This window comes from Sphingomonas sp. GC_Shp_3, from assembly GCF_026540945.1.
Lineage (GTDB): Bacteria > Pseudomonadota > Alphaproteobacteria > Sphingomonadales > Sphingomonadaceae > Sphingomonas.
In genome coordinates this window covers 198,782-225,543 of record NZ_JALNUT010000003.1, presented here as the reverse complement: position 1 = coordinate 225,543, position 26,762 = coordinate 198,782, and the positions used below count along the sequence as shown (strand labels likewise).

Genomic DNA, 26,762 nt, shown 5'->3' with positions numbered 1-26,762 from the left:
GAGCCGTGTTCGCGGTCCGTTCCGAATCGGGGCCAGGCCCCATGCTATCATTCCGGGCGTTTCCCGGTGAGAACAAAATGAGGCCGCTTCCGCCCGGAAAGTGCCGTCGGGCGTGCCCCTGATATAGGGGCACACGCTCTGTTCTACCAGTTCTAGGGTGGTGCCCTCAACCTTACCCCTACAGATTGTGCCGGATCGCGTCAGACCGCAAGACGGTAAATGACAGACACGGGACTCCGTTCGTCGCGATTTTAGTGCGTGCGCTGGCCACGTCCGACCCCATTCGAAGCGCGACGCGTGGACTTCCGCCACGTCTACGAAACGCAAGAGAACGGATCGGGAAATCCACAGAAATCTTTTGCAGGTGGTGCCGCCACCAGATGTCGTGGCAAGCGCCCGCGAATGCGCGTCATCGCCCGGACGGCGAAACCCTGTGACGTCAGCCGGTCTTGCGAACCGGGTGCGCGATCATCGGCGCGGCAAGCCGCTCCATGTTGAACGCCTGCTCGAATTCGAGACCGGCGCGCCCATCCGCGGCCCAGCGCAGCTTGGCGGCGAACATCTCATTTTCGAGCAGTTCGATCATCACGTCCATGCCGACCGCCTCGCCGTCGACCTCGATGCCGTCGATCATCGCGCCGGTGGGGGACATGTTGCGGATGCGGATTTCGCCGATCGCCTCGCCGACGCGGATGCGCGCGGTGCGAATCATGGCATGGCGGGGCGGGCGGCTCTTGCGATGGCCGGACGCGAGCGCCTTGCCACCTTGCGCGGCGAGTTGCAGTCGTACTTCCTCGGGCTGCGCCGCCTTGCCGTAGACCCAGCCCTGAATGTGGCTGCACCCCAGGGTGCGGATCAGGTCGATCTCGTCATGCGTCTCCACGCCCTCGGCGGTCGTCTCCATGCCGAGTGCGTCGGCAAGCGTCACGATCGCGCGGATGATCGCGGCGTTGCGGTTACCCGCCATCGCGGCGCCGCGTACGAAACTCTGGTCGATCTTGATCTTGTCGAACGGTGCTTTCTTCAGATAGCCGAGTGACGAGTATCCGGTGCCGAAATCGTCCAGCGCCAGCCGTACGCCGATCGCCTTCAGCGTGCGGAACATCTGTTCCGATGACGTGGTCTCGTCAAGGAACACGCCCTCGGTGATCTCGAGTTCAAGCCGGCCGGGTGCGATCCCCGATTTGGCGAGCGCGGAGGTGACAATGGTGGGCAACGCGGGGTTGGCGAACTGGATCGGCGAGACGTTGACGGCCACGCGCACGTCGGCCGGCCAGGTGGCCGCCTCCATGCAGGCGGTGCGCAACACCCACTCGCCGATCGCTTCGATCAACCCGCAATCCTCCGCCACCGGCACGAACTCGGCCGGCGAGATCAGCCCGCGCGTCGGATGCTCCCAGCGCAGCAGCGCCTCATAGCCGACGATCCGCTCGCTCGCCGTGCTGACCACCGGCTGATAGGCGACGTGGAACTGGTCACCCGCGAGTGCATTGCGCAGATCGTCCTCGATCTGCTTGCGGCTGCGCGCACCGTCGAGCATGGCGGTCTTGAAGAAGCGGTGGATGCCGCGTCCATCGCCCTTTGCGCCGTAAAGTGCGAGATCCGCGTTGCGGACCAGCGTCTCGGCGTCGCCGCCGTTCTCCGGTGCGAGCGCGATGCCGATCGAACAGCCGATCGAGATCGAGGAGCCGTCGATCGAATAGGGCTGTGACAAGGCATCGATTACGGTGCGCGCAATGCTGCTCAGCGTATCCTGATTGGTCTCACCGGGCAGGATCACCTTGAACTCGTCGCCGCCCAGCCGACCGACCAGCCCGCTGTCGCCGATGGCGCGCACCAGCCGCTGTGCAACCTGCTTCAGCAACGCATCTCCGGTCTGGTGGCCGAGCGTGTCGTTCACCGCCTTGAACCGGTCGAGATCTAGCAGGAACAACGCCGTGCCGCGCGCGCCGCTCGCTTGCGCCAGCGTCTGGTCGAGCCACTGCCGCATGCGCTGCCGGTTGGCGAGCCCGGTCAGGCTGTCGAACAGCGCCAGCCGCGCGATTTCGGCATCGGCGCGGCGGCGCTCGGTCAGATCGCTGCCGTTGCCGATGAAACCGAGGAAAATGCCGTCAACGTCGGTGATCGGCCGGCCCGACATCGACCACCAGCGATCGAGCTTGCCCGCCACTGCCGGGCGAACCGAATAGTTGGAAAAGGCCGTGCGCGAGGCAAGGTGGAAGGCGATGGTCCGCTCGGTCTCCGCCGTGCTGGTGTCGACGCGGAACAGCGCGGTCATGGCGGCGCCGATCGCCGGCGCGCCGGGGGTGTCGAGTTCGGCGGCGACCTTGGCCGACAGGTAGGTAACGTTGCCGTCGCTGTCCGTCTGCCAGAACCAGCCGGTGCCCTGTTCCTCGAACTCCCGCACCAGCCGCGCCGCGACCCGGTCCGCCGTGTCGGCAAGGGCGAGCGGCTTGTGGACGCGCCGTGTGGTCAGGAACAGCACCGCGGCGACCGCTGCGACCAGCAACAGCGCGGCGACGGCCGCCAGCCACGCCTGACTCGCCATCGCCGCCGCGCTTGCAACGGCGACGCACAGGCATAGTGCTGCCGTACGAATGGGGCTGAGTGGCTGGAGCATCTGCGTGACCCTAGCCGCATGATCCTTGCCAATTGCTTGCGACACGCCGCTGAAACGATCGCGCCGGTGGATTTCTATGGTGAGCGACGCGTTTACCACGAGCGCCAGCCCGACTGCGCCGCGCCACCAGCGCGCGACGGGGCGCCGTGCAGGTCTTTCCCAATGCCGGCCAACTGGTCTAGTGCGGGTAGCTATTCTCCCTTCCCAGCGAGCAGCCATGACCACCATCATCCGCGAAGCCGACCTGATCGAGAGCGTCGCCGACGCGCTTCAGTTCATCTCTTTCTACCATCCGATGGATTACATTCGCGCGCTGGGTGATGCGTATGAGGCCGAACAAGGTCCGGCGGCGAAGGATGCGATCGCGCAGATCCTCACCAATTCACGGATGTGCGCGGAGGGGCATCGGCCGATCTGCCAGGATACCGGCATCGTCAACGTGTTCGTCAAATGGGGCATGGACTGCCGTTTCGACGACACCTCGCGCTCGTTACAGGAGATCGTCGACGAGGGCGTGCGGCTGGCGTATCTCAACCCGGAGAACAAGCTGCGCGCCTCGGTGCTGGCCGATCCCGCCTTCACCCGCCGCAACACCAAGGACAATACGCCGTGCGTGCTGCACGTCGACATGGTGCCTGGTGACCGTGTTTCGGTCGATGTCGCGGCCAAGGGCGGTGGGAGCGAGAACAAGTCCAAGTTCAAGATGATGAACCCGAGCGACTCGATCGTCGACTGGGTGCTGGAGATGCTGCCGCAGATGGGCGCGGGTTGGTGCCCGCCCGGCATGCTCGGCATCGGCATTGGCGGCACGGCGGAACATTGCGTGCTGCTGGCGAAGAAGGCGCTGATGGAGCCGATCGACATGGGACCGCTGAAGGCACGCGGCCCACGCAACGATATCGAGGCGCTCAGGATCGAGATCTTCGACAAGGTCAACGCGCTTGGCATCGGCGCGCAGGGGCTGGGCGGCCTGGCGACCATTCTCGACGTCAAGATCCTTGACGCGCCGTGCCATGCGGCGGGCAAGCCGGTCGCGATGATCCCGAACTGCGCCGCGACCCGTCACGCGCACTTCACGCTGGACGGCTCCGGCCCGGCGTTCCTGGAAACGCCCAAGCTCGACGAATGGCCCAAGGTCGACTGGAAGCCCGACGCCGCCGCCATCCGCGTCAACCTCGACACGCTTACGCCCGAGGAGGTGAAGGGCTGGAAGCAGGGCGACCGGCTGCTGCTCAACGGCAAGATGCTGACCGGCCGCGACGCCGCGCACAAGCGAATCAAGGATATGCTCGATGCCGGCGAACCGCTGCCGGTCGAGTTCAAGGGTCGGGTGATCTATTATGTCGGCCCGGTCGATCCGGTCGGCGAGGAAGTGGTCGGCCCGGCGGGCCCCACCACCGCAACGCGCATGGACAAGTTCATGCGCATGATGCTCAATCAGGGTCTGCTCGCCTGCGTCGGCAAGGCGGAGCGGGGTGCCGACGCCACCAAGGCGATCGCCGAGCATGAGAGTGCCTATCTGATGGCGGTTGGCGGGGCGGCGTATCTCGTCGCGCGCGCGATCAAGGGCTCAAAGGTGGTGGGCTTCGCCGATCTCGGCATGGAGGCGATCTACGAATTCGAGGTGCAGGACTTCCCCGTGACGGTCGCGGTAGATTCGAGCGGCGCCAACGTCCACCAGCTCGCGCCGCTCGTCTGGAAGGAAAAGATCGCGCGCGAACGCCTGCTCGTGTGATCGTGGAAGGGGGTGATGGTGGTCGTTCCCTGCTCACAAAGCTCAAAGATCTAGGCGCGTGATCTACCGACGTTGCACGAAGACGAATAAAGTTTTGCGGCACCGGGCTGGAGCAATTGCCATCATTACCTGCCAAAATCGCGCGATGATAATCGAGCCGAAATGGTAAGATGGCGAACCATTCGCCGTGAACGCGTGATTGTAAAATCGTTGGGGACCAAAAAACCTTCCAACGTCGTTCACTGTATTAAGTTGGTATGCGGTTCGGAATACATCGATCGACTGGCGGGTGTCTCTTGGTTCGGCAAGCGGGACGAGCCTTTCGTGCAGTCTGTTGGGCACCATTCGTACGCCGATCCCGACGTAGCCCCATTTGTTCGGCGTCCATGCGCAAAACCAGCCGCCCGGGCGGAGCACCCGATAGATTTCATCAACAACTTGCGCCGGATTGGCGACATGTTCCAGGACTGCAAAGGAGGTAATAATGTCGACACTGTTGTCGGGTAGCGGGATACGCCCCGTTGCATCAATGACATGTGCCTCGTCGACGAATGGGTTGGTAAGCACTGCGTCGTCGGGATCCACGGCGATGACTGTCTTGCAGCGGCCGCGGAAATCGAGAAGCGTCCGGAGGTGCCCGCTGACAGCTTCGATCTGGTGCCCCCGACCAGCCCCGAAGTCCATCACGACATGATGACTTTCCAGCAAATCCGCGACGATTGAATAGAACAGGAACTTGCCTTCGTCGCGAACGACACGGGAGAAACGACGCTCTGGATAGAGCTTCTGCAGGACGGTTTTCGGTCTGGAGGGCCGGATGAACTGCGGTGCGTCGGATGATCCCGGGCGAACCTGATCTTGCAGATCGGACATTGCTTATCCAGTACTGACGCCGTTCACAGGAACTTGGGGAACAGATACTTGCATACCAAAGGAACGCAGGTGCTGCGGACGAACTCTGCGGCAGACCCAAAGTTTATGGCAGGTATCTGCGGGCATTGTTTTCGTGACGCCAGCGGTCGCCGCCGTTTCAGAGGCTTTTCTTTGTTGTGCGCTGACATCCTATATCGATCGGCGGAGGCGTGATCGCCTCCATCTGGCTGCCCGCCACGCTCGCCGCCGGCGCGATGCAGGCGTGGCGGACGGCGGTGCAGCGCCGCGCCGCGCGCGATCTCTCGATCAACGCGGCCGGGCTGGTACGCTATCTCTACGGCCTGCCGTTCGCGGTGGTGATGCTGCTCGTCTACCACGCTTTCGCCGCGCCGGGTGCGTGGCCCGGATTGGGCGGGCAGTTCTGGCTGTTTTGCCTGCTCGGCGCGATCGGGCAGATCGTCGCCACCAATCTGCTGCTGATGGCGTTCGACGAGGGCAATTTCGTCGTTGGCACTGCCTATTCCAAAACCGAGGCAGTGCAGGCGGCGATCTTCTCGGCGGTGCTGCTGCACGATCATCTCAGTCTGCTGACCTGGGGCGGCGTCACGCTAGGCGTGGTCGGGGTGATGGTGCTGGCGAGCGCCGGGCGGCGGATGGCGCCATTGGCCTTCGTGCGCGCTCTCGGGGAACGTGCGGCCCGCTACGGCATAGCATCGGGCACGGTGTTCGCGCTGGCGGTCATCGCGATCCGCCGCACCACATTCGAGGTTGCCACGCCCGACCATATCCTCGCCGCGCTGGTGACATTGGTCGCGACCGTGACGATCCAGACGATGCTACAAGGTGGCTACGTTCTGCTACGCGAACGCGGTGAACTGGTTCGCGTCGCGAGAAGCTGGCGCGTGTCGGGGCAGGTCGGGCTGTTGTCGTCGGTCGGGTCGGCATGCTGGTTTACCGGCTTTGCAAGTGCGCCGGTCGCGCTGGTACGGATCGTCGGGCAGGTCGAGGTCGCCTTCACGATGGCGTTCGCGCACTTCTACCTCGGCGAGCGGATGGCGCGGAGCGAAGTGGCGGGGCTGCTGATCGTCGCGACCGGCGTGGTGCTGGCGCTGGCGGGCGCGCGTTAGTCTTCGTCGTCGCGGAGGCGAGGCTCGGTCCAACTGGCGATGCAGGTCGGCAGCGCGGAATAAAGCGCGGCGATATAGAAGGCGAGATCGATGTTCGTCTGCCGCAGCAAGTCGACATCCCAGTTTCCCATGATGGACAGCGCGACGATCGTCCACAATCCGGCGACTGCGACGACCGAGATTACCGATAGCGCGATGAGGAAGGCGCGGGCGCGGTTGGCGCGTTCGCGTTCGTCGATCGGCTCGGTGCCGCCCCAGGGTTTAAGCGGGCCGAAGATCGGCATAAAATTGGCGATGCCGAACGCGGCGATCAGCACCGCGTAGCCGGGCCAGCGCAGCGCGGGCCAGAAGATCGCAACGACCAGCGCGCCGGTGGCGGCGAGGATCGCCAAGGTCGACCACATCCGCAGCGGCCGCCGGCGGGGCGGCGCGACGATCGCCGGGATACGGGTCCAGCGCACGCTGTCATCGAGATACTGGGCGATCGTCTTGCGGGTCATGCGCGGTCTCCCGCCCGGCGCAGCGCAACGGCGACGGGTTCGAAAGGGGTGAGCGAAAACAGATCGTGGACGGAGACGCCGAACCGTGCGGCGATCCGCATCGCGAGTTCAAGGCTTGGCTTGTAATCGCCGCGCTCAAGATAGCCGATCGTCTGCGCGTTGACGTCGACCGCCTCGGCCAGCGCCTTGCGTGTCATACCACCTTCCGCGCGGAACAGAGCAATGCGGTTGTACAAGTGTATGTCCTGTCAGCGTTACGAATCGTTGTGTATACACAACATATACTCATGTCCAGCGGTTCACGCTTGCGTGGCTCTGTTCCACCGGCCAAGGCCACGCGATGCGACTGGTTCGTCTCTTTTCGGCGGCAATCCTGTGGATCGTCGTCGTGCTGTGCCTGGCGTTCACGATCGTGCCGCGCTTCCTCGACGCGCGCTATTATCGTGGGCCGGTGAGCGGGCATTTCGACGGCAGCCGCTTCGCCAACCCGGATGGTGACGACACGTTCGCGCCAACCGCTGCCGGCCCCGGGGGCAAGACCGGGCCGGCGCCCGGCTTCGGCATGATGGCGCGCTTCCTCACCGGCAGCGATGGGCGGCCGGCATGGCCCGATCATGTCACCGTCCACCAGATCGCACCGCCCGCTCGGGTGATGGGCGATGCGATGGTGGCGACCTGGGTCGGCCATGCGACAGTGCTGGTGCAGACGCAGGGGCTCAATATCCTCACCGATCCGGTGTGGTCGAACCGCGCGGGGCCGCTTGGTTTCGGGCCGGCGCGCGTGGCGGCGCCCGGCATCGCGTTCGACCGATTGCCCAAGATCGACCTCGTGCTCGTCAGCCACGATCATTACGACCACATGGGCTTGCCCACGCTGAAGCGGCTGTGGGCGCGCGACAAGCCGCTGATCGTCACCAGCCTCGGCAACGACAGCGTGATCGGTCAGGTCGGCGTGCCCGCAACGGCGCGCGACTGGGGCGGGCGTGTGGAGGTTCGGCCGGGCATCGACGTAATCGTCACACGCGGCCACCATTGGGGCAGCCGCTGGTTCGCCGATCGCAACCGCGCGTTATGGTCGAGCTTCGTAGTGACGCTGCCGGGCGGCAACCTGTTCTTCGCAGGCGATACCGGCGCGGGCGATCTGCGCTGGGCGGATGAGGCGGCGGCTTACGGGCCGGTGCGGCTTGCGCTGATCCCGATCGGCGCATTCCGCTTCACCGCCGGGCAGATGGCGTCGGGTAGTCACATCGGTCCGATCGATGCTGTCGAGGCGTATCGCCGGCTTGGCGCATCGACCGGCATCGGCGTGCATTGGGGAACGTTCCGACTGTCTTACGAAGCCTATGACACGCCGCCGCGCCTGCTAGCGGCGGTGGAGGCGTGCCGGGGCGTTCATGGGTTCGAGACGATCAGGCTGGGACAGCCGACGCGGATCGCACCCTATGCGCGGCCGGCGGTCACACCCGTTACGCCGGCGGCGGAGGCGTCTTGCCTCGCCTCACCAGCGGTACGCGATCTGCGCTAAGGCAACGCTCGCGGGAACAGCCCCGAACGCGAATGTGGCGCGGCGCCAGGCGCCACGCCACATTGTTCAGTGTCTATGATCCGGTCGTAGTCGTTGCGAAGCTGTTGCTCCGCTTACTCAATGCCGGACACGATCACCCTTACCGGTAACGCCAGCCGCCATGCCACCGCGTGCGGTTGTGCCAATAGCGATGCCCATCCCAATAACCCCGACCGTTGTAATAGCGATCCACCACCAGCGGACCGCGTTCGACGATCACCGGACCGCGGTTGACGCGGCAGTGGCCATAGGCACCACGGTGCGCGCCAGGCCCGCAGCCTTCGCGCGCGCTGGCGGCGGTGGTCGCGGTGAGGGCGACGCCAAGGGCGAGCGCGGCGGTTACAAGTTTACGCATACAGACCTCCATTAAGATCGAGGTCAAGAAAACGCAGGCGAAACAGTCTCGTTCCCGCAGAACCATCGCGATTGCGCAATTAGCCGACTTTCGCGCCCGTTTCGGCGCCGCGACAGGCGTCAGTGCGTGCGCCGTCGATGGTGATCGTCATCTTCTGTGGTCCCGCCGCACCCGGTGCCTCGACCGTGGAATGCAGGTCGAAATGATAGCTGTCGGGCGTGTAGCTGCCAGCCATCGTCGCTCTCATCGTGCCGACAGCCTCGTTGCAGACCATCGCCGCGTCGATCTTGCCACCGCGCAAGGTAAAATGTTCGTAAGTGCAGTGATGGCTTTGTGAGCCGGTGAAGAAGCCGTGGTCCGTCTTCACATCCTCCGGGGTGACGCAGCGTTTGAACGGGTGCGGCTTGGTCATCCGTTCGATCACTTGCTTTGCACCTCGGCAACGCTGGCATTGGTGGCCTTCACGGTCGGCTGTGACGATCCGCACGCGGCGAGCGGCACGATCAAAGCGGTAGCCAGCAGCAGACGCATCGCCGATTTGCCTGAAATTGGCCGTTGTCCGGTTTAGTTCACGTAGCCGTTCCCGCTTTGTTGCGACGGCACGCGGTACGACCCATATTGGCGCGCATGGCCATTCAGATTCGCACGACGCTTGACGAGCCCGAGACCGGGCAGACCTTCGTTCCGCATCGCCCGGCGCGCCCTCCCAAGGCCGAGGGTGGGCGCCCGTTCAAGCTGGTTTCCGAATATACCGCCGCTGGCGACCAGCCCGCCGCCATCGCGGAACTCGTCGCGCAGACGCAGGAGGGCGAGCGCGATCAGGTGCTGCTCGGCGTGACCGGATCGGGCAAGACCTTCACCATGGCGAAGGTGATCGAGGCGGTGCAGCGCCCGGCGCTGATCCTCGCACCCAACAAGATCCTCGCCGCGCAATTGTACGGCGAGATGAAGTCGTTCTTCCCGGACAATGCGGTCGAATATTTCGTCAGCTATTACGATTACTATCAGCCCGAGGCGTATGTCGCCCGGTCGGACACGTATATCGAGAAGGAAAGCTCGACCAACGAGGCGATCGACCGAATGCGTCATTCCGCGACGCGCTCGCTGCTGGAGCGCGACGACGTCATCATCGTCGCCTCGGTCTCGTGCTTGTACGGTATCGGTTCGGTCGAGACCTATTCGGCGATGATCTTCGACCTCAAGAAAGGGCAGGTGGTCGATCAGCGCGAAATCGTGCGCAAGCTCGTCGCGTTGCAATACAAGCGCAACGACGCCGCCTTCGCGCGTGGCAACTTTCGGGTAAAGGGCGACAATCTCGAAATTTTCCCGTCGCATTACGAGGATACCGCCTGGCGCATCTCGTTCTTCGGTGACGATATCGAGGAGATCACCGAGTTCGATCCGCTCACCGGCAAGAAGGTGGCGAACCTCAACTCGATCCGCATCTACGCCAATTCGCACTATGTGACACCGGGGCCTACGCTCAAGCAGGCGACAGAGGCGATAAAGCACGAACTGGCCGAGCGACTGAAGGAGCTGATCCCCGAGGGCAAGCTGCTAGAAGCGCAGCGGCTGGAGCAGCGCACCAACTTCGATCTCGAGATGATCGCCGCGACCGGCAGTTGCGCAGGGATCGAGAACTATTCGCGCTTCCTCACCGGGCGGATGCCAGGCGAGCCGCCGCCTACCTTGTTCGAATATCTGCCCGACAATTCGCTGCTGTTCGTCGATGAAAGCCACCAGACGATCGGCCAGATCAACGGCATGTCGCGCGGCGATCACCGCCGCAAGCTGACGCTCGCCGAATACGGCTTCCGCCTACCGTCCGCGATCGACAACCGGCCGCTGCGCTTCAACGAATGGGAGGCGATGCGCCCCCAGACCACCTATGTCTCGGCGACGCCGGGCACGTGGGAGATGGAGCAGACCGGCGGCGTGTTCGTCGAACAGGTGATCCGCCCGACCGGCCTGATCGACCCGCCGGTCGAGATCAAGCCGGTCGAGGAGCAGGTGCAGGACTGCATCGTCGAATGCCGCAAGACGGCGGATCAGGGCTATCGCACGCTCGTCACCACGCTGACCAAGCGCATGGCGGAGGATCTCACCGAGTTCATGCACGAGGCGGGCCTCAAGGTCCGCTACATGCACTCCGACGTCGAGACGCTGGAACGTATCGAACTGATCCGCGACCTGCGGCTTGGCGTTTACGACGTGCTGGTCGGCATCAACCTGCTGCGCGAGGGGCTGGATATTCCGGAATGCGGGCTGGTGTGCATCATGGATGCGGACAAGGAAGGCTTCCTGCGGTCGGAAACCTCGTTGATCCAGACGATCGGCCGCGCCGCGCGTAACGTCGATGGCCGCGTGATCCTCTATGCCGATCGCATCACCGGCAGCATGGAGCGCGCGCTCAACGAGACGGATCGTCGCCGCGAGAAGCAGCGCGCCTATAACGAGGAACACGGCATCACGCCGTTCACGATCCGCCGCAACATCGGCGACATCATCCAGGACGTGTCGCAGCGCGATCAGGTCACCGTCGAGATCGACGAGGACCGCCCGCACATGGTCGGCCACAACCTGCGCGCGTATATCGAGGAACTGGAGAAGAAGATGCGCACCGCCGCCGCCGACCTCGAGTTCGAGGAAGCCGGCCGACTGCGCGATGAGATCCGCTCACTGGAGGCGGAGGAACTCGGGCTGCCCGGCGCGGACCGCCCGGTCGCGCCGATCATGGGTCGCAGCAACGAGGGCAAGCCCGGTACGCGCAAAACACGCTACGGCAAAAGCCAGAAGATGCGCGGCGGTTTGCCGGGGGCAAGCCGGCGGTCGCGATAGGCTGGATCAGTCGCCGCGTGGTTTCCACGTGGCGATCCGCCACAGGTAGAGCACCGCCACCACCACCATGATCGCTACGCTGGCCGGGCCGAACCACGCCTCCAGCGTGCGGAAACGCGCGCCGAGGTACCAGCCCGCCCACGCCAGCAGCGTGTTCCAGATCGCCGCACCCGCCGTCGTCCACACCACGAACTTCCAGCGCGGCATGTGGGCCATGCCGGCGGGCAGCGACACGATCGTGCGAAACGCGGGCATGAAGCGGAACACGAACACCACCCACTCGCCGTGGCGCTGGAAGAAATCATGGATGCGTTCCACATCGCGCCACTCGATCGTCAGCCAGCGACCGAAGCGGCGTACCACCGGGCGCAACGGCGCGACGCCGAAGTGCCGGCCAAGTGCATACCAAGCGTAATTCCCCGCCGTCGTGCCGAGCGTACCGGCGATAATCAACGGCACCATCGCCATCTTGCCATGCGCCGCCGCAATGCCGCCCAGGCCCATGATGACCTCCGACGGGATCGGCGGAAAGATGTTCTCCAGCGCCATCATCAGGAAGATGCCGAGATAGCCGCTGCGGGCGATAAGCTGGACGATCAGGTCGGTCATGGCGGTGCAACGCCGCCTTACGCCGGGCGGGCGCATGACGCCACGCGATTTGGTTTGCGCAGCGAAGCGGCTATGCTGCGCGCGAATGACCGACCCGAACCTCCCGCGACCCGGCCCGCTCGCCGGTGTCACCGTGCTCGATTTCTCGCGCGTGCTGGCCGGGCCGTCCGCGTCGATGGCGTTGGCCGATCTGGGCGCGGCGATTATCAAGATCGAGCCGCCTGGCCATGGCGACGATACCCGCACCTTTCCGCCGATGCGCGACGGGGTGAGCCATTATTTCCTCGCGTACAATCGCGGCAAGCGCAGCATCGTCATCGACCTCAAGACGGGCGAGGGCATCGCGCTCGCTAAGGCGCTGGCGGCGAAATGCGACATCCTGATCGAAAATTACCGCCCCGGCGTGATGGACCGGCTCGGGCTTGGCTACGAGGCGCTGCGTGCGATCAATCCGGGGCTGATCTATTGCGCGATCTCGGGCTTCGGCATGACCGGACCGCTCGCCGACAAGCCGTCGTTCGATATCGTCACACAGGCGCTGTCGGGCGCGCTCAGCATCAATGGCGAGCCGGGCGCGTTGCCGGTGCGGCTCGGGCTGCCGCTCGGCGATCTCGTCGGCGGGATCAACGGGCCGATCGCGATCCTGGCGGCTTTGCACGAGCGCAACGCGAGCGGCGCGGGGCGACTGATCGACATCAGCCTGCTCGACGGGCTGATCGGGATGCTCGGCTATCTCGCGCAACTCGCCTTCTACACCGGCGAGAACCCGGCGCCGCAGGGGTCACAGCACCCCAATCTTGTGCCTTATGGTGCGTTTCCGGCACGCAATGGGTCGATCATTATCGCCTGCCTAACCAACGCCTTCTGGGTACGGATCTGCGCGGCGATCGCGCGGCCGGAACTTGGCACCGACGCGCGCTATGACAGCGCGGAGAAGCGGCGCGATGCGCGCGGCGAAGTCAACGCGCTGATCGCCGCCTTCACCGAACGGCACGATCTCGCCAAGCTGCTGGCGATCTTCACCGCGCATCAGGTGCCGCACGCGCCGATCCTCGGCGTGGCGGAGGCGCTGGCGCAGCCGCAGGCAGTGGCGCGCGAGATGGTGGTGGAGGTCGATCATGCGACGCTCGGGCGGGTGCCGATCGTCAACAGCCCGTTCCGCTTCCCCGGCAGCCCTGCGCCGCAGCCGAGCGCGCCACCCGATCTCGGCGAGCATACCGATGCGATCCTGCGCGAGATGCTCGGGCTGGGCGATGCCGAGATCGCGGCGTTGCGCGACGGCGGGATCGTCGCCTGAGGCTTACGTCGCGCGTTTGCGGAGCATCGCCATGCGCAGGCAGCGGCAAACCACCTCGTCACGCTGGTTGAGCAGTTCGTGGGTGAAGGTGACGACGCCGGCGTTCGGGCGGGATTTGCTCTCGCGCAGATCGGTCACTTCGCTGGTGGCGTGCATCGTGTCGCCGATGAACACCGGCTTGGGCATCACCAGTTTGTCGTACCCGAGATTGGCGACCAGCGTGCCGAGTGTCGTGTCGGCCACGCTCAGCCCCACCAGCAGCGCGAAGGTGAAGGTGCCGTTGACAAGGATTTGGCCGAACTCGGACGCCTTGGCCGCCTCCGCATCGATGTGCAGCGGCTGCGGATTGTGCGTCATCACTGAGAACAGCAGATTGTCGGTCTCGGTGACGGTGCGGCGGATCTCGTGTTCAACGCGGTCGCCGATCCGCCATTCGTCGAAATATCTGCCGGCCATCAGTCGTCCTCCGCCACGATGCGGGCGAGCAGCGCGTCGACCTGCACCTGCGCGCCGGCCTGCGCGTTGAGTTCGGCGACGATACCGTCGAACGGCGCGGTGAGCGAATGCTCCATCTTCATCGCCTCCAGCGTCAGCAGGCGCTGCCCCTTGGTGACACGCTCGCCCGGCGCCACCTCGACGGCGATGATGCGGCCCGGCATCGGCGAGAGGATCGCACCGGAGCCGCCCGCGCCTACACCCGATCCATCGACCCGCGCGGGTGCGGCGAGGAACGACAGGCCATCGTCGTTGATCGCGACGCCGCCCGCCACGGGCTCGCCGATCACGGGCTGGTATTGCCATCCCTCCGGCAACGTAACCCGATGGATATGGCCATCGACCAGCACCGATACGTCGCGATTGGCGGCTGTGTTGGCGCGAAAGCCGATCGCGCCCCGCCACGGATCGGATGGGAGGGGCGAAAGCATATCGTCGCCCCGCAACATCGTCGGTGTGCCGTGATACGCCTGCACCACGATCGCGGCGGCGGCTTGCAGCGCCATGTCCTCGGTCGGTTCGGCGGGGGGCAAGAGGGCATCGCCTTTGCGGGCGATGAAGCCGGTGTCGATATCGCCCGAGCGGAAATCCGCATCGTCGAGCGCACGCCACAGGAAGGGCGCGTTGGTCTTGATCGGATAGATGTCGGTCTCGGCACAGGCGCGTGCGAGCATCTCGCACGCCGCGTCGCGCGATGGTGCGTGCGCGACGAGCTTGGCGATCATCGGATCGTAGAAGGGTGAAACCTCAGCGCCTTCGTACACGCCGGTTTCGAGGCGGATTTCGTCGTGTTCGCGGAAGATCTCCAGCCGCCCGACACTCGGCAGAAACCCCTTGGCCGGGTCTTCCGCGTAGAGCCGCGCTTCGATCGCCCAGCCGGTGATGCTCAACTCATCCTGCCGCTTCGGCAACGGCTCGCCGGATGCCACGCGCAACTGCCATTCGACGAGATCGACGCCGGTGATTTCCTCCGTCACCGGGTGTTCGACCTGCAACCGCGTGTTCATCTCCATGAACCAGATGCGGTCGGCGCGCAGACCTTCGGAGGCGTCAGCGATGAACTCGATCGTGCCGGCACCGATGTAATCGACCGCCGCCGCTGCCTTGACCGCCGCCGCGCACAGCTCGGCGCGGGTGGCGTCGTCCATGCCGGGGGCGGGGGCTTCCTCGATCACCTTCTGGTGGCGGCGTTGCAAGCTGCAATCGCGTTCGAACAGGTGGACGATGTTGCCGTGGCTGTCGCCAAACACCTGCACCTCGATATGGCGCGGGCGCTGGATGTACTTCTCGATCAGAACGTGCGGATTGCCGAACGACGCGGCCGCCTCGCGCTGGCACGAGGCGAGCGCGTCGGTGAAATCGCCCGCCGCCTCGACCAGCCGCATGCCCTTGCCGCCGCCGCCCGCCACCGCCTTGATGAGCACAGGGTAGCCGATCTTCGCGGCCTCGGCGGCGAGGAAGTCTGGCTCCTGCCGCTCGCCCATATAACCGGGCGTGACCGGCACGCCGGCTGCCGCCATAAGCGTCTTGGCGGCGTCCTTCAGGCCCATCGCGGTGATGCTGGCGGGCTTGGGGCCGACCCAGATCAGGCCAGCGTCGATCACGCTCTGCGCAAACGCGGCGTTTTCGGAGAGGAAACCGTAACCGGGATGGATCGCCTCCGCGCCGCTCGCCAGCGCGGCGGCGATGATCTTCTCGCCGACCAGATAGCTTTCGCGCGCCGGGGAGGGGCCGATGTGCACCGCTTCGTCCGCCTGCCGGACGTGGAGCGCGCGCGCGTCGGCGTCCGAATAGACCGCGACGGTGCGGATGCCAAGCGCGCGCGCGGTGCGGATGATGCGGCAGGCGATCTCGCCGCGATTGGCGATGAGGAGGGACTGGATCATCTGCATCACATCCTGAACACGCCGAAAGCGGGCCGCTCGGGGATCGGCGCCTCCAGCGTCGCGGCGAGCGCGAGGCCGAGCACGTCGCGGGTCTGCACCGGGTCGATCACCCCGTCGTCCCACAGCCGGGCGGTGGCGTAATAGGGGTTGCCCTCATCCTCGTACTTCTGGCGAACCGGAGCCTTGAACGCCTCGGCCTGCTCCGGCGTCCACGTCACCGCATCGCGGTGGACGGTGGCGAGCACCGACGCGGCCTGTTCGCCGCCCATCACCGAGATGCGCGCGTTCGGCCAGCTGAACAGGAAGCGCGGATCATACGCCCGCCCGCACATGCCGTAATTGCCCGCGCCGAAACTGCCGCCGATCAGCACGGTCAGCTTGGGAACGGTCGCGGTCGCCACCGCCGTCACCAGCTTGGCGCCGTGCTTGGCAATGCCCTCCGCCTCGTATTTGCCGCCGACCATGAAGCCGGAGATGTTCTGGAGGAACAGCAGGGGCACGCGCCGCTGGCACGCCAGTTCGATGAAGTGCGCACCCTTCTGCGCGCTTTCCGAGAACAGCACGCCGTTGTTGGCGAGGATCGCCACCGGCATCCCCCAGATATGCGCGAAGCCGCACACCAGCGACGAACCGTACAGCGCTTTGAACTCGTGGAATTCGGAAGCATCGACCAGCCGGGCGATCACCTCATGCACGTCATAGGGCGCGCGCACGTCCTCGGGGACGATCGCGTAGAGATCCTCAGCCGGATATTTCGGCGCACGCGGCGTTTTGAGCGGCAGGCCGTGCGCGTGCACCGGGCCGAGGTGCGAGACGATATCGCGCACGATCGTCAGCGCATGTTCGTCATTCTCGGCGAGGTGATCGGCCACGCCCGATTTGCGCGTGTGGAGTTCGCCACCGCCGAGGTCTTCGGCCGAGATCACCTCGCCCGTCGCCGCCTGCACCAGCGGCGGGCCGGCGAGGAAGATCGTGCCTTGTCCGCGCACGATCACGGTCTCGTCGCTCATCGCCGGCACGTAGGCGCCGCCGGCGGTGCACGAACCCATCACGCAGGCGATCTGCGCGATGCCTTTCGCGCTCATGTTGGCCTGGTTGAAGAAAATCCGCCCGAAATGCTCGCGATCGGGGAAGACCTCGGCCTGGTGCGGCAGGTTGGCGCCGCCCGAATCGACCAGATAGATGCACGGCAGCCGGTTGGCCTCGGCGATCGCCTGCGCGCGCAGATGCTTCTTTACGGTGAGCGGGTAATAGGTGCCGCCCTTCACCGTCGCATCGTTACACACGATCATGCACTGCCGCCCAGAGACGCGACCGATGCCGGCGATCACGCCCGCGCCGGGCACCTCGTCGCCGTACAGGCCGTTCGCGACAAGCTGGCCGATCTCCAGAAACGGCGAACCCGGATCGAGCAGCCGCTCGACCCGGTCGCGCGGGAGCAGCTTGCCGCGCGCGGCGTGGCGTTCGCGCGAGGCCGCGCTGCCGCCGAGCGCGGCGGTGGCGACGCGGGCGCGCAGTTCGGTGGCGAGCGCACGATTGTGGCGCTCGCGCGCCTGCGCCTCGGGGGCTTGGCGGTCGAGCGCGGTGGGTAGGACAGGCGCACTCATGCGGTTCGTGCCATCGTCGGCATCATCCTCTCAGTCGAGCCGTCATGCGGCCGTATCATCTGTTACGACCGTGGCAGAAAACCTGCGCCGCCGCAAAGGGTCAGCGCGCCGCCACCTTGCGTTCGATTGCATCCCAGATCAGCCCGGCGACGTCGGTGCCGTCGAACGTCTCGATCGCGACGATGCCGGTGGGGGAGGTGACGTTGATCTCGGTCAGCCACTTACCGCCGATCACGTCGATACCGACGAACAGCAGCCCGCGCCGCTTCAGCTCCGGGCCGAGTTCGGCGCAGATCGCCACCTCCTCCGGGGTCAGCACGGTCTGCACTGCCGACCCGCCGACCGCGAGGTTGGAGCGGATCTCCCCTTCGCCGGGCAGGCGGTTGATCGCCCCCGCGACCTCGCCGTCGATCAGCACGATACGCTTGTCGCCCTTCGCCACGTCCGGCAGGAACGCCTGCACCATGTGCGGCTCGCGCCAGGTCTGATTGAACACCTCGATCAGCGCGGACAGGTTGGCGCCGTCGCTGCCGATCTTGAAGATCGCCTTGCCGCCGTTGCCGTGCAGCGGCTTCAGCACGATCTCGCCGTGCTGCGCGAGGAACGCGCGTGTCTCGTCGAGGCTGCGGGTGATGAGCGTCGGCGGCATGAAGTGCGCGTAATCGAGCACGAACACCTTTTCCGGCGCGTTGCGGACGTTGGCGGGATCGTTGACGATCAGCGTCCTGTCCGCGATCCGTTCGAGCAGGTGGGTGGCGGTGATGTAGCCGAGATCGAACGGCGGATCCTGCCGCATCAGCACCACGTCGGCATCCTCGCCGAGATCGAGCTTCACCGGATCGCCGAAGCTGAAGTGGTCGCCCTTCACGCGCTGCACGGTGACAGGGTGCGCGAGTGCCCACACGCGGCCATCGGCGTAGTTGAGCGCGTCCGCCGTGTAATGGAACAACCGATGCCCGCGCGCCTGTGCGGAGAGCATCAGCGCGAAGCTCGAATCGCCGCCGATGTTGATCTGGTCGAGCGGGTCCATCTGGACGGCGACGGTCAGGCTCATTCCGTAATCTCCATGTTCGGTCGCTGCCATCTAGGTGCGATCGTCACCCGATCCAAGCATTCTCGATGTGGCGCAGCGGCGTGCCGCGCGCGATGAGGATCACGTCGACGCGGATGTCGTCGCCGGGGCCGGCATAGTCCGGCATCAGCACCTCCGCGGCAGCGGCGACGCGGGCGAGGCGGCGCTCGTCGATCGCCATGTCGAGTTCGGCAGCGGTGCGGCGGGTTTTCACTTCCACGAACGCGACGAGCCCCGGGCGGCGCGCGATCAGGTCGACCTCGCCGGCCTTGGTTCGGACGCGGCGGGCGACGATCTGCCAGCCCTTGAGACGCAACCACCACGCGGCGACGCGCTCGCCGCGCCGTCCGGCGGCCTCGGCGGCGAGGCGCTTGGGGGAGGGTGGAGGCTTGAGGCGGGCCGGCGTGCGGCTCACCCCTTCATTTCCAGCGCGCGGGCGTAGAGCGCCTTGCGGTCCAGCCCCAATTTCTTCGCGACCTCGCCCGCTGCCTTGGACGCGGGCAGCCGCTCCAGCGCTTCCGCCAGCGCCGCGTCGGCATCCTCCGCGCTCGCCGCTTCCGGCTCCCCCGGAGGCGCGACGACGATGACGATCTCGCCCCGTGGCGGCGCGTCGGCGTAGCGCGCGGCCAGCGCGGCGAGCGAATCGGTGACCGCTTCCTCAAATTTCTTGGTGATCTCGCGCGCCACCGCCGCGTCGCGGTTCCCCAGGCCTTCCGCCAGCGCCGCCAGCGTGACCGCGAGGCGCGGCCCCGATTCGTACAGCACCAACGTCGCGCGGATCGCGGCCACTTCCGCGATGGCGGCGGTGCGCGCGACCGCCTTGGGCGGCAGGAAGCCGAGAAAGAAGAATCGGTCGGTCGGCAATCCCGCCAGCGTCAGCGCGGCGATCGCGGCGCACGGGCCGGGGATCGTCACCACCGCATGCCCCGCCGCGCGGGCATCGCGCACCAGTTTGTAGCCGGGGTCCGAGATCAGCGGCGTGCCAGCGTCCGAAACCAACGCGACGGCCTCCATCCCCATCCGCGCCACCAAACCCGGCCGCACCCCTTCGGCATTGTGATCGTGATACGGTGTCATCGGCCGCTTCATGCCGATGTGGCGGAGCAACCCCGCCGTCACGCGCGAATCCTCGACAGCTATTACGGCCGCGTTGGCGAGGATGTGCGCGGCACGCGGCGACAGATCACCGAGATTGCCGATCGGGGTGGCTACGATATAGAGGCCGGGTTCGAGTTCAGCGTTCATCGGAGGGGTTCATGACAGACGGGGCAAGGGTACGGCAACCGGGCAAGCGGTTGATCCACGCGATCGTCTCGTGGGGCGTCGTTGGGGGCGCGATGCTGCTGGCCGGCTGCGACACGGTGGTGCCACGCGGTCCGACCACGCCGAGCCGCCGTCCGCCGCCGCCGCGCCAGCAGCCGGTGCGGATCGAACCCGGCATCCCGGTCGACACCGAGCGGCACCGTGTCGCGCTGCTGGTGCCGCTGTCCGGCCCCAACGCGGGCGTTGGCCAGAGCCTCGCCAACGCGACGCAGATGGCACTGCTCGATTCGAACAACCAGCGTATCCGCATCACCACCTACGATACCAACCTCGGCGCCGCCGCCGCCGCGCAGCGCGCGATCGCCGAGGGCAACCGGTTGATCCTCGGGCCGTTGCTCGGCGAAGACGTGCGCGCGGTCACGCCGCTCGCGCATCGTTCCGGCGTGCCGGTGGTCGCCTTCTCGAACGATTCGTCGGCGGCGGGGCAGGGTGCGTATCTGATGGGTTATGCGCCGGCGCAGTCGATCGCGCGCGTGGTCGAGTATGCCAAGGGGCAGGGCATCACCAGCTTCGCCGGACTGGTGCCGAACGGCACCTATGGCGAGCGTGCGTCCACCGCGTTCCTGCGCTCGGTCGAAAGCGCCGGTGGGCAGGTCACCTCGCTCCAGACCTATCAGCGTGTGCCCGGCTCGATCACCGCCGCGATCACCAAGATGGCGAAGGACTCGCCGTATCAGGCGGTGCTGATCGCCGACAACGCCAACACCGCGTCCACCGCCGTGCCGGTGCTGCGCCGAATGGGGGCGGGGGGCGCGCATGTGCTCGGCACCGAACTCTGGAACACGGACAATTCGATCGCGAGCAAGGCCGCGCTCGACGGTGCGTGGTATGCCGCCGTATCGAACGGCCTGTACCAGCAATATGTCGCCAAATACCGCGCCCGGTTCGGGAACGCGCCTTACCGCCTGTCGAGCCTGGGCTATGACGCGGTGCTGCTGACGATCCGCATTGCGCAGGACTGGCGGATCGGCACGCCGTTCCCTGAGCGGCGGCTGACCGACGCAGGCGGATTCTCCGGCATCGACGGAGCGTTCCGCTTCGGTCGCGATGGCGTGGCCGAGCGTGCGCTCGAGGTGGAGGAAATCCGCGGGGGCAGCGTCGTCACGGTATCGCCCGCACCGCGCGGCTTCGAGTGATGGCGGACGGCGGCATCTTCATCGGCGCGGACGCGGGCGGCGCCAATCCGCAGACGCTTGAGCTGAAGCGCGCCAACCGCCACGGCCTGATCGCGGGCGCGACCGGTACCGGCAAGACCGTGACGATCCAGGGCATCATCGAGGGGTTCTCGGCCGCGGGGGTGCCGTGCTTTGTGGCCGACGTGAAGGGTGATCTCTCCGGTCTAGCCATGGCGGGGTCGTCTCAGGCCAAGACCCACGACGCCTTCGCGGCGCGTGCCAAGGCGATCGGCGACGACACCTGGACCTATGGCGACAATCCGGTGCAATTCTGGGATCTGTACGGCGAGCAGGGCCACCCGATCCGCGCCACCATCTCGGAAATGGGGCCGTTGCTGCTCGCCCGGCTGATGGACCTGAACGCGGTGCAGGAGGGGGTGCTGACCATCGCCTTCCACATCGCCGACAAGGAAGGGTTGCTGCTGCTCGATCTCGACGATCTCCAGTCGATGCTGAGCTATTGCGCCACCCGTGCCGATGAGCTGACCACCGCCTACGGTAACGTCTCCAAACAATCGATCGGCGCGATCGAGCGCGCCCTGCTGCAATTGCGCTCGCAGGGGGCGGAGAACTTCTTCGGCGAACCGGCACTGGCGATGGCCGATTTCATTGCGCTCGACGACAGGGGGCGGGGCGTCGTAAATATCCTTGCCGCCGACAAATTGATGCAGAGCCCCAAGCTCTACGCGACCTTCCTGCTGTGGCTGATGAGCGAGTTGTTCGAGCATCTCCCGGAGGTGGGCGATCCCGACAAGCCGGTGCTGTGTTTCTTCTTTGACGAGGCGCATCTGCTGTTCGACGCCGCGCCGAAGGCTTTGCTGGAGAAGATCGAGCAGGTCGTCCGGCTGATCCGATCCAAGGGCGTTGGCGTCTATTTCATCACACAGAACCCGATCGACGTGCCCGATACGGTGGCCGGGCAGCTCGGCAACCGCGTGCAACACGCGCTGCGTGCCTTCACCCCGCGCGACCAGGCGGCGGTGAAAGCGGCGGCGACCACGTTCCGTGCCAATCCGGGCGTCGATGTCGAAAGCGCGATCACCGAACTCAAGGTGGGCGAGGCGCTCGTCTCGCTGCTGCTGCCGGACGGCGCGCCCGCACCGGTGCAACGCACGCTCATCAAGCCGCCCGCCTCGCGCGTCGGGCCGATCACGCCGGCCGAGCGGAAAGTGTTGATCGAGACGGATGCGATCGGCGCGAAATACGACACGCTGGTCGACCGCGAATCGTGTGAGGAAATCCTCGCCGCCAAATCGCAGGAGGCCAGCGCCGCCGCAGCCGAAGCCAGTGCAAAGGATGCCGCCGACAAGGCCGCCGCCGCACAGGCCAAGGACGACGCGCGCGCCGCCAAGGATGCCGAACGCGCGAAGATCGCCGCCGACCGCGCCACCGCCGCGCAGGCGAAGGCCGCCGCCAACAGCCCGTGGGCGAAGATCGCCACCACTGCCGCCCGCACCGCAACCTCGACGATCACGCGGCAGGTCGCCAATCAGTTCGCCAAGGAGGTGTTCGGCACCGGCTCGCGGCGTGGGTCGAGCGCGGGCGGTGATATCCTCGGCGGGATTGTGCGCGGCGTGTTGGGCGGGATCTTCAAGGGGCGATAGCGCTCCAGCGTCGGCGGGCAGAGGCGGCCAACGCCAGCGCCGCTACGCCGCCCGACTCTGCGTGTCGGCAGCATCCGCCGAGGTGATCGTCCCGGCCCGTCCGAAGATCGCGGCCGTGCCCCGGCTGGCGTTCTTCGCTTGGTAGAGCGCCAGGTCCGCATTGTGCAGCAGCGCGCTGGCATCGATCACATCGCTGTCGAGAAACGCCGCGCCGATCGTGCCCGACACGGGAATAACGGCATCACCATGCGCGATTGGTAGCCGCAGATCGGCGAGCAGGCGGCGCAGTAGCGACGGCAGGTCCGCCAGCATGGCTTCGTCGGTCACAATCATCACGAACTCGTCGCCGCCCAATCGCGCGGCAAAGCAGTCCGCGAGATACGGCGCGGTAAGCTGTTCGGCGACGGCCTTCAGCAACATGTCACCGGCACGATGGCCGGCGCGATCGTTGACCGTCTTGAAGTGGTCGAGATCGATCAACAACAGCGCCAGCGGCAGATTGGTCCGACGCGCGGCGAACATCTGGCGCGCGAGCATGTCGTTGAAGCGGGCGCGGTTCGCCAACTGCGTAAGGTCGTCGGTGTCCGCGCTGCGGCGGAGTGCTTGCTCGATGCGGTGCCGCTCGGTGATATCCTGGAACACGCCGACCAGCGCGTGAGGCACGCCGTCGCGCAATTCGACCTCGCCAAGCGTGCGGACGCGACGATCTTCGCCCTGCGCGTTGACGAAATCGGTTTCGAGATCGAGCGGTTCGCCGGTGGCGATCGTATGGGCGAGCGCCGCCGCGACGTCAGCCCGTGCACGCGGCGGATAGAAGCGCAACGCTGCGTCGAGCGGCGGAGGGCTGCCGGTGGGCAGGCCGTGGATCCTATAGACCTGCTCCGACCATTCCATGCCCTCGTCGGCGAGCGTCAGCGTCCACGACCCGATATTGGTCATGCGCTCTGCCTGCCGGAATTGCCGGTTCGTGACGTCCAACCGACGCAGCAATGTACGATGTTCGCTTTCGGTCTTCAGCGCGACCGCCAGCGCGGCACGCGTGTTGAGCAGCGACTCCACCAGTTTGGCGAGCCGGCGCAGCATGTCGGCATCGCCCGGCGACAGCGTGCGTGGCACGGTGTCGATGATACACAGCGTCCCCATGGCGAAGCTCGCACCGTCGTCGCGCCCGCCCCGGACACGCAGCGGCATGCCGGCGTAGAAGCGCATGTGCGGCGGCCCCTTGACCAACGGATTGTCGGCAAAGCGCGGGTCTTCGGTCGCGTCCGGTACGACCATGAGATCGTCGCGCAGGATCGCATACGAACAGAACGCCTGCCCGCGCGGCGTCTCGCAGGCGTGAAGGCCGCTTTTCGCCTTGAACCATTGGCGATGCGCATCGACCAGTGACACAAGGGCGATCTTACAACCGAAGCTGCGTCGCGCGATTTCGACGATGGTATCGAACTCATGTTCGGGCGGCGTATCGAGGATGTCTAGGTCGGCGAGGGTCGAGAGGCGTGCCGCCTCGATCTCGTAAGGCAATCCGATCTTTTCCACAGCGCGCCCGACCATCACATTGGTCTAGCGAATTTAGGTTAAGAGAATGCTGCCGCCCGGATCCGTAGCATGTCGCGCCGGGCGGCAGCAGCTTTCAAAAGTCGATCGCGATCGTCCCGAACACCTGGCGTGGCGCGACCGGGAACGCGTTGTAGGTGCTGGTCGCCGATCCGATGCTGATCGTCGACGCGCCCTTCTGGTCGGTGATGTTGGTGACGTTGAGGCTGAGGTTGAGCTTGCGCGCAACCACGCCCTCACCCAGCGGCACCGCCACGCCGATCCGTCCGGCCAGCGTGAAATAGCCCGGCACCGACAGATCGTTGGTAAAGGTCGCATAGCGTTTGCCGAGGTAATCGCCGATCAACTGCACGTCGAACGCACCGTAATTGGCCGACACCACCGTCTTGTTGAGCCACATCGGCGAACCCGGCACCTGCTTGCCTGCGGTCGGCACCACCACGGCCGGCACGCCGGTTGAGTAGTTCTGCTGATACTTCGAGTCGTTGTACGATGCCGCATCGTAGATCGAGAAGTGCGGCCCGAACCGCAGGGTCGCGGCGAAATCGATGCCGTCGGTTTTCACGCTGCCGACGTTCTGGATGATCGCGGCGCCACTGATGATCGAGGTGATGACTGTCGTCGGGCTGAGCGCGAGCAGGCGGTTGCTGAAATCGACATGATAATAGCTGACCTGCCCCTCGAACGCGGTCAGCGGGCCGGCGCCGGTGATCGGGTAATGCACCCGCGCGCCACCCTCGTAGGTCCAGCTCGTTTCGGGCTTCACGTTGGCCTTGAACGCCTCGAACACCGGCTGGCTGCCGAGCGCGAAGGGGGACAGGCCGGTGGCGGCGCTGGTCGGGAACTGGCGGATGTTCTGCTGGGCGTTGGCGAACAACTGGGCGTTGCCGTCGACATCCCAGGTCGCGCCGATCTCGGGCAAGAACGCCTTGTCGGTGTTGAGCTTGCCGACCGGCAGCGCGGTCGAGTTCGAGAACGAGCCGGGGATCGGCTGCACCGGCACCGCCTGCGTCGCGCGCTGGAACGTGCTCTTGAAGCCGGCGAGGATCGTCACGCTCGGCAGGATGCGCCACGTGTCCTGCAGGTGGGTCTGGATCTCGTCGACGCGGATCTCGCTGCCATATTGCGTGATGAGCGGTGCGGCTTCGTCACGCGGGCGGGTATAGGGGGAGGACGGGTTGTTGACGTCGAGCGCGTACCAGCGGCGGTAGGCCGATGAGCTCTGATGTTCGTACCAGCCGCCCAGCTCGATCTCGTGGTTGCCGAAGGTGCCGCGCAACGTCGAAATGCCGCCCTCGCGATCGATGCGGTATTCGGTGGTACGCGAGGCAAGGCCGGAGCCGCCGAAGATCGTGGTCAATCGTGCGAGGTTTGCCGCCGAGGTCGGGCTGCTGCCGGCAACGCCGGGGTAATAGAAGGAGAACAGTCCCGGCAGACCCGCCACGTCGATCGGCCCCGCCACTACGCCGACGCCATCGTTATGATGGTAATAGCCCTGGTTCGACCATTCGATGTTGCTCGACACGTGCCAGTCGTATTTCACGTAACCGAGGTAATCGGTGCGCTGCGCGTCGCTGTAATAATTGCGGTAGTTATCCGCCGCCGCCTTGTACGCACCGGAGGCGAGATAGGTCTGAATGCCGGCGAAGTTCGGATAGAAGAACGGGCGCGCATAGGGCACCTTGCCCGGCGTCTCGCCCTTGCTGATGTTGATGACGGTGGCGTCCTCGTTCGGCTCGGTCTTGTCCGAATAGGCGCCGTAGAGGGTCAGTTTGCCGGTGGCATCGTCATGCACGAACTTGCCATTGGCCTGATAGCCGCCCTGATGGCCGTTGAAGTCCCACGCGCGCGAATCCTGCCGCACGCCGGACAGATAGAAGGCGTTGCCGCCGCCGAGATCGCCCGAATCGACGCGCACGAAGGTGCGGTAAGTGTTGTAACTGCCGAACGTTTGCGAAATCGTGCCGCCGCGCTCGGCCTTGGGGTCACTGGAAAAGGTGTCGATCGTGCCGCCGAGGTTGCTGGTCGAGGCGGTGCCGAGATCGCCCGCGCCGCTGGCGAGCGTGACGCGACCGACGTTCTCGGAGATGATCGCGCGCTGCGGCGATAGGCCGTTGTAATTGCCGTAGGTCTGGTCGCCCAGGGGGATGCCGTCGAGCGTGTAGCCGAGCTGCTGCGCGTTGAAGCCGTGGATGAACAGTGAGATGTTCTGTTCGTTATTGCCCCACGGATCGGCGGTGAGGAAGGTCACGCCGGGCAGCGTCTGGATCGCTTTCAACGGGTTGATGCCGGGCAGCTCCTTCTGGATCTGCGTGCCGTCGAGCTCCACCACCGAGCGGGTGCGGCGGCCGGTGACGACGATCTGGCCTTCGCCGCCGTCGGGGGTGGCCGCACCCTCGGCGGGAGCGACATCCGCCGCCGCCGGTGCCGCCGGAACAACCTCGGCGTAAGCGGCGACCGGCAGGAGTGCGGTCGCCAGCGCGAGCATCGATACGGCGTAGCTGTTCATTCGTCGGCCCCTTACG

The 26,762-nt window shown here is 65.9% G+C and carries 22 protein-coding genes; 7 read left to right on the top strand and 15 right to left on the bottom strand.

Translation table 11 applies throughout. The features are described 5' to 3' along the window. Window positions 1–439: 439 nt before the first annotated feature. Entirely contained in the window at window positions 440–2,620 is a 2,181-nt protein-coding gene (locus OXR00_RS10015; RefSeq protein WP_267388101.1) for an EAL domain-containing protein, read from the bottom strand. Between the two features lie 217 nt (window positions 2,621–2,837). Between OXR00_RS10015 and OXR00_RS10010 the strand changes: the two genes are divergently transcribed. After that, window positions 2,838–4,355, top strand: a complete 1,518-nt coding sequence (locus OXR00_RS10010; RefSeq protein ID WP_267388100.1) for a fumarate hydratase — start codon at window positions 2,838–2,840, stop codon at window positions 4,353–4,355. Between the two features lie 63 nt (window positions 4,356–4,418). Here the strand turns inward: OXR00_RS10010 and OXR00_RS10005 are convergent, their stop codons facing one another. Next, window positions 4,419–5,228 carry a class I SAM-dependent methyltransferase gene (locus OXR00_RS10005; RefSeq protein ID WP_267388099.1) on the bottom strand — a complete coding sequence of 270 codons (810 nt, stop codon included), beginning with the start codon at window positions 5,226–5,228 and terminating at the stop codon, window positions 4,419–4,421. Window positions 5,229–5,437: 209 nt separating this feature from the next. Between OXR00_RS10005 and OXR00_RS10000 the strand changes: the two genes are divergently transcribed. Continuing rightward, entirely contained in the window at window positions 5,438–6,355 is a 918-nt protein-coding gene (locus OXR00_RS10000; protein ID WP_267388098.1) for an EamA family transporter, read from the top strand. On the opposite strand, the gene OXR00_RS09995 is transcribed toward OXR00_RS10000, so the two are convergent. Both OXR00_RS09995 and OXR00_RS09990 read right to left on the bottom strand, forming a co-directional pair. Further along, window positions 6,352–6,855, bottom strand: a complete 504-nt coding sequence (locus OXR00_RS09995) for a hypothetical protein (protein WP_267388097.1) — start codon at window positions 6,853–6,855, stop codon at window positions 6,352–6,354. The genes OXR00_RS10000 and OXR00_RS09995 overlap by 4 nt on opposite strands. After that, complete coding sequence (locus OXR00_RS09990) at window positions 6,852–7,091, bottom strand: helix-turn-helix transcriptional regulator (protein ID WP_242149400.1); 240 nt, start codon at window positions 7,089–7,091, stop codon at window positions 6,852–6,854. The genes OXR00_RS09995 and OXR00_RS09990 overlap by 4 nt, the downstream gene beginning before the upstream one ends. Window positions 7,092–7,195: 104 nt before the next feature. On the opposite strand from OXR00_RS09990, the gene OXR00_RS09985 reads away from it, so the two are divergent. Beyond that, window positions 7,196–8,380 (top strand): MBL fold metallo-hydrolase, encoded by a 1,185-nt coding sequence (locus OXR00_RS09985; protein ID WP_267388096.1) that lies wholly within the window; start codon window positions 7,196–7,198, stop codon window positions 8,378–8,380. A 139-nt stretch (window positions 8,381–8,519) separates the two neighbouring features. On the opposite strand, the gene OXR00_RS09980 is transcribed toward OXR00_RS09985, so the two are convergent. Continuing rightward, window positions 8,520–8,774 (bottom strand): hypothetical protein, encoded by a 255-nt coding sequence (locus tag OXR00_RS09980; protein ID WP_242149405.1) that lies wholly within the window; start codon window positions 8,772–8,774, stop codon window positions 8,520–8,522. Window positions 8,775–8,853: 79 nt separating this feature from the next. Beyond that, on the bottom strand, window positions 8,854–9,186 hold the full coding sequence (locus tag OXR00_RS09975) for a DUF3617 domain-containing protein (protein ID WP_267388095.1): 333 nt from the start codon (window positions 9,184–9,186) through the stop codon (window positions 8,854–8,856). 215 nt (window positions 9,187–9,401) lie between these two features. Between OXR00_RS09975 and uvrB the strand changes: the two genes are divergently transcribed. Next, on the top strand, window positions 9,402–11,612 hold the full coding sequence (uvrB, locus tag OXR00_RS09970; RefSeq protein WP_267388094.1) for an excinuclease ABC subunit UvrB: 2,211 nt from the start codon (window positions 9,402–9,404) through the stop codon (window positions 11,610–11,612). A 6-nt stretch (window positions 11,613–11,618) separates the two neighbouring features. On the opposite strand, the gene OXR00_RS09965 is transcribed toward uvrB, so the two are convergent. After that, window positions 11,619–12,221 carry a DedA family protein gene (locus OXR00_RS09965; protein ID WP_267388093.1) on the bottom strand — a complete coding sequence of 201 codons (603 nt, stop codon included), beginning with the start codon at window positions 12,219–12,221 and terminating at the stop codon, window positions 11,619–11,621. Between the two features lie 85 nt (window positions 12,222–12,306). Here OXR00_RS09965 and OXR00_RS09960 point away from each other — a divergent pair, with 85 nt between their 5' ends. Continuing rightward, window positions 12,307–13,518 carry a CaiB/BaiF CoA-transferase family protein gene (locus tag OXR00_RS09960; RefSeq protein ID WP_267388092.1) on the top strand — a complete coding sequence of 404 codons (1,212 nt, stop codon included), beginning with the start codon at window positions 12,307–12,309 and terminating at the stop codon, window positions 13,516–13,518. A gap of 3 nt (window positions 13,519–13,521) precedes the next feature. Here the strand turns inward: OXR00_RS09960 and OXR00_RS09955 are convergent, their stop codons facing one another. The 6 genes from OXR00_RS09955 to rsmI form a co-directional block, all read right to left on the bottom strand. Further along, entirely contained in the window at window positions 13,522–13,974 is a 453-nt protein-coding gene (locus OXR00_RS09955) for a MaoC family dehydratase (RefSeq protein WP_267388091.1), read from the bottom strand. After that, on the bottom strand, window positions 13,974–15,899 hold the full coding sequence (locus OXR00_RS09950; RefSeq protein WP_267388090.1) for an acetyl/propionyl/methylcrotonyl-CoA carboxylase subunit alpha: 1,926 nt from the start codon (window positions 15,897–15,899) through the stop codon (window positions 13,974–13,976). The genes OXR00_RS09955 and OXR00_RS09950 overlap by 1 nt, the downstream gene beginning before the upstream one ends. Before the next feature lie 5 nt (window positions 15,900–15,904). After that, the gene (locus OXR00_RS09945) at window positions 15,905–17,506 is read right to left on the bottom strand and encodes a carboxyl transferase domain-containing protein (RefSeq protein WP_267388089.1); all 1,602 of its coding nucleotides are present in this window, start codon (window positions 17,504–17,506) and stop codon (window positions 15,905–15,907) included. 100 nt (window positions 17,507–17,606) lie between these two features. Further along, the gene (gene gshB / locus OXR00_RS09940) at window positions 17,607–18,560 is read right to left on the bottom strand and encodes a glutathione synthase (protein ID WP_267388088.1); all 954 of its coding nucleotides are present in this window, start codon (window positions 18,558–18,560) and stop codon (window positions 17,607–17,609) included. Window positions 18,561–18,603: 43 nt separating this feature from the next. After that, complete coding sequence (locus OXR00_RS09935) at window positions 18,604–18,993, bottom strand: YraN family protein (RefSeq protein WP_267388087.1); 390 nt, start codon at window positions 18,991–18,993, stop codon at window positions 18,604–18,606. Beyond that, window positions 18,990–19,823 (bottom strand): 16S rRNA (cytidine(1402)-2'-O)-methyltransferase, encoded by an 834-nt coding sequence (rsmI, locus tag OXR00_RS09930; protein ID WP_267388086.1) that lies wholly within the window; start codon window positions 19,821–19,823, stop codon window positions 18,990–18,992. The genes OXR00_RS09935 and rsmI overlap by 4 nt, the downstream gene beginning before the upstream one ends. Before the next feature lie 11 nt (window positions 19,824–19,834). Here rsmI and OXR00_RS09925 point away from each other — a divergent pair, with 11 nt between their 5' ends. Both OXR00_RS09925 and OXR00_RS09920 read left to right on the top strand, forming a co-directional pair. Next, window positions 19,835–21,037: a penicillin-binding protein activator gene (locus OXR00_RS09925; protein WP_267388085.1), complete on the top strand. Its 1,203-nt coding sequence runs from the start codon at window positions 19,835–19,837 to the stop codon at window positions 21,035–21,037. Further along, the gene (locus OXR00_RS09920) at window positions 21,037–22,680 is read left to right on the top strand and encodes a helicase HerA-like domain-containing protein (protein ID WP_267388084.1); all 1,644 of its coding nucleotides are present in this window, start codon (window positions 21,037–21,039) and stop codon (window positions 22,678–22,680) included. The genes OXR00_RS09925 and OXR00_RS09920 overlap by 1 nt, the downstream gene beginning before the upstream one ends. 42 nt (window positions 22,681–22,722) lie before the next feature. On the opposite strand, the gene OXR00_RS09915 is transcribed toward OXR00_RS09920, so the two are convergent. Continuing rightward, entirely contained in the window at window positions 22,723–24,234 is a 1,512-nt protein-coding gene (locus OXR00_RS09915; protein WP_267388083.1) for a diguanylate cyclase, read from the bottom strand. 79 nt (window positions 24,235–24,313) lie between these two features. Further along, complete coding sequence (locus OXR00_RS09910; protein WP_267388082.1) at window positions 24,314–26,746, bottom strand: TonB-dependent receptor; 2,433 nt, start codon at window positions 26,744–26,746, stop codon at window positions 24,314–24,316. Window positions 26,747–26,762: the final 16 nt, after the last annotated feature.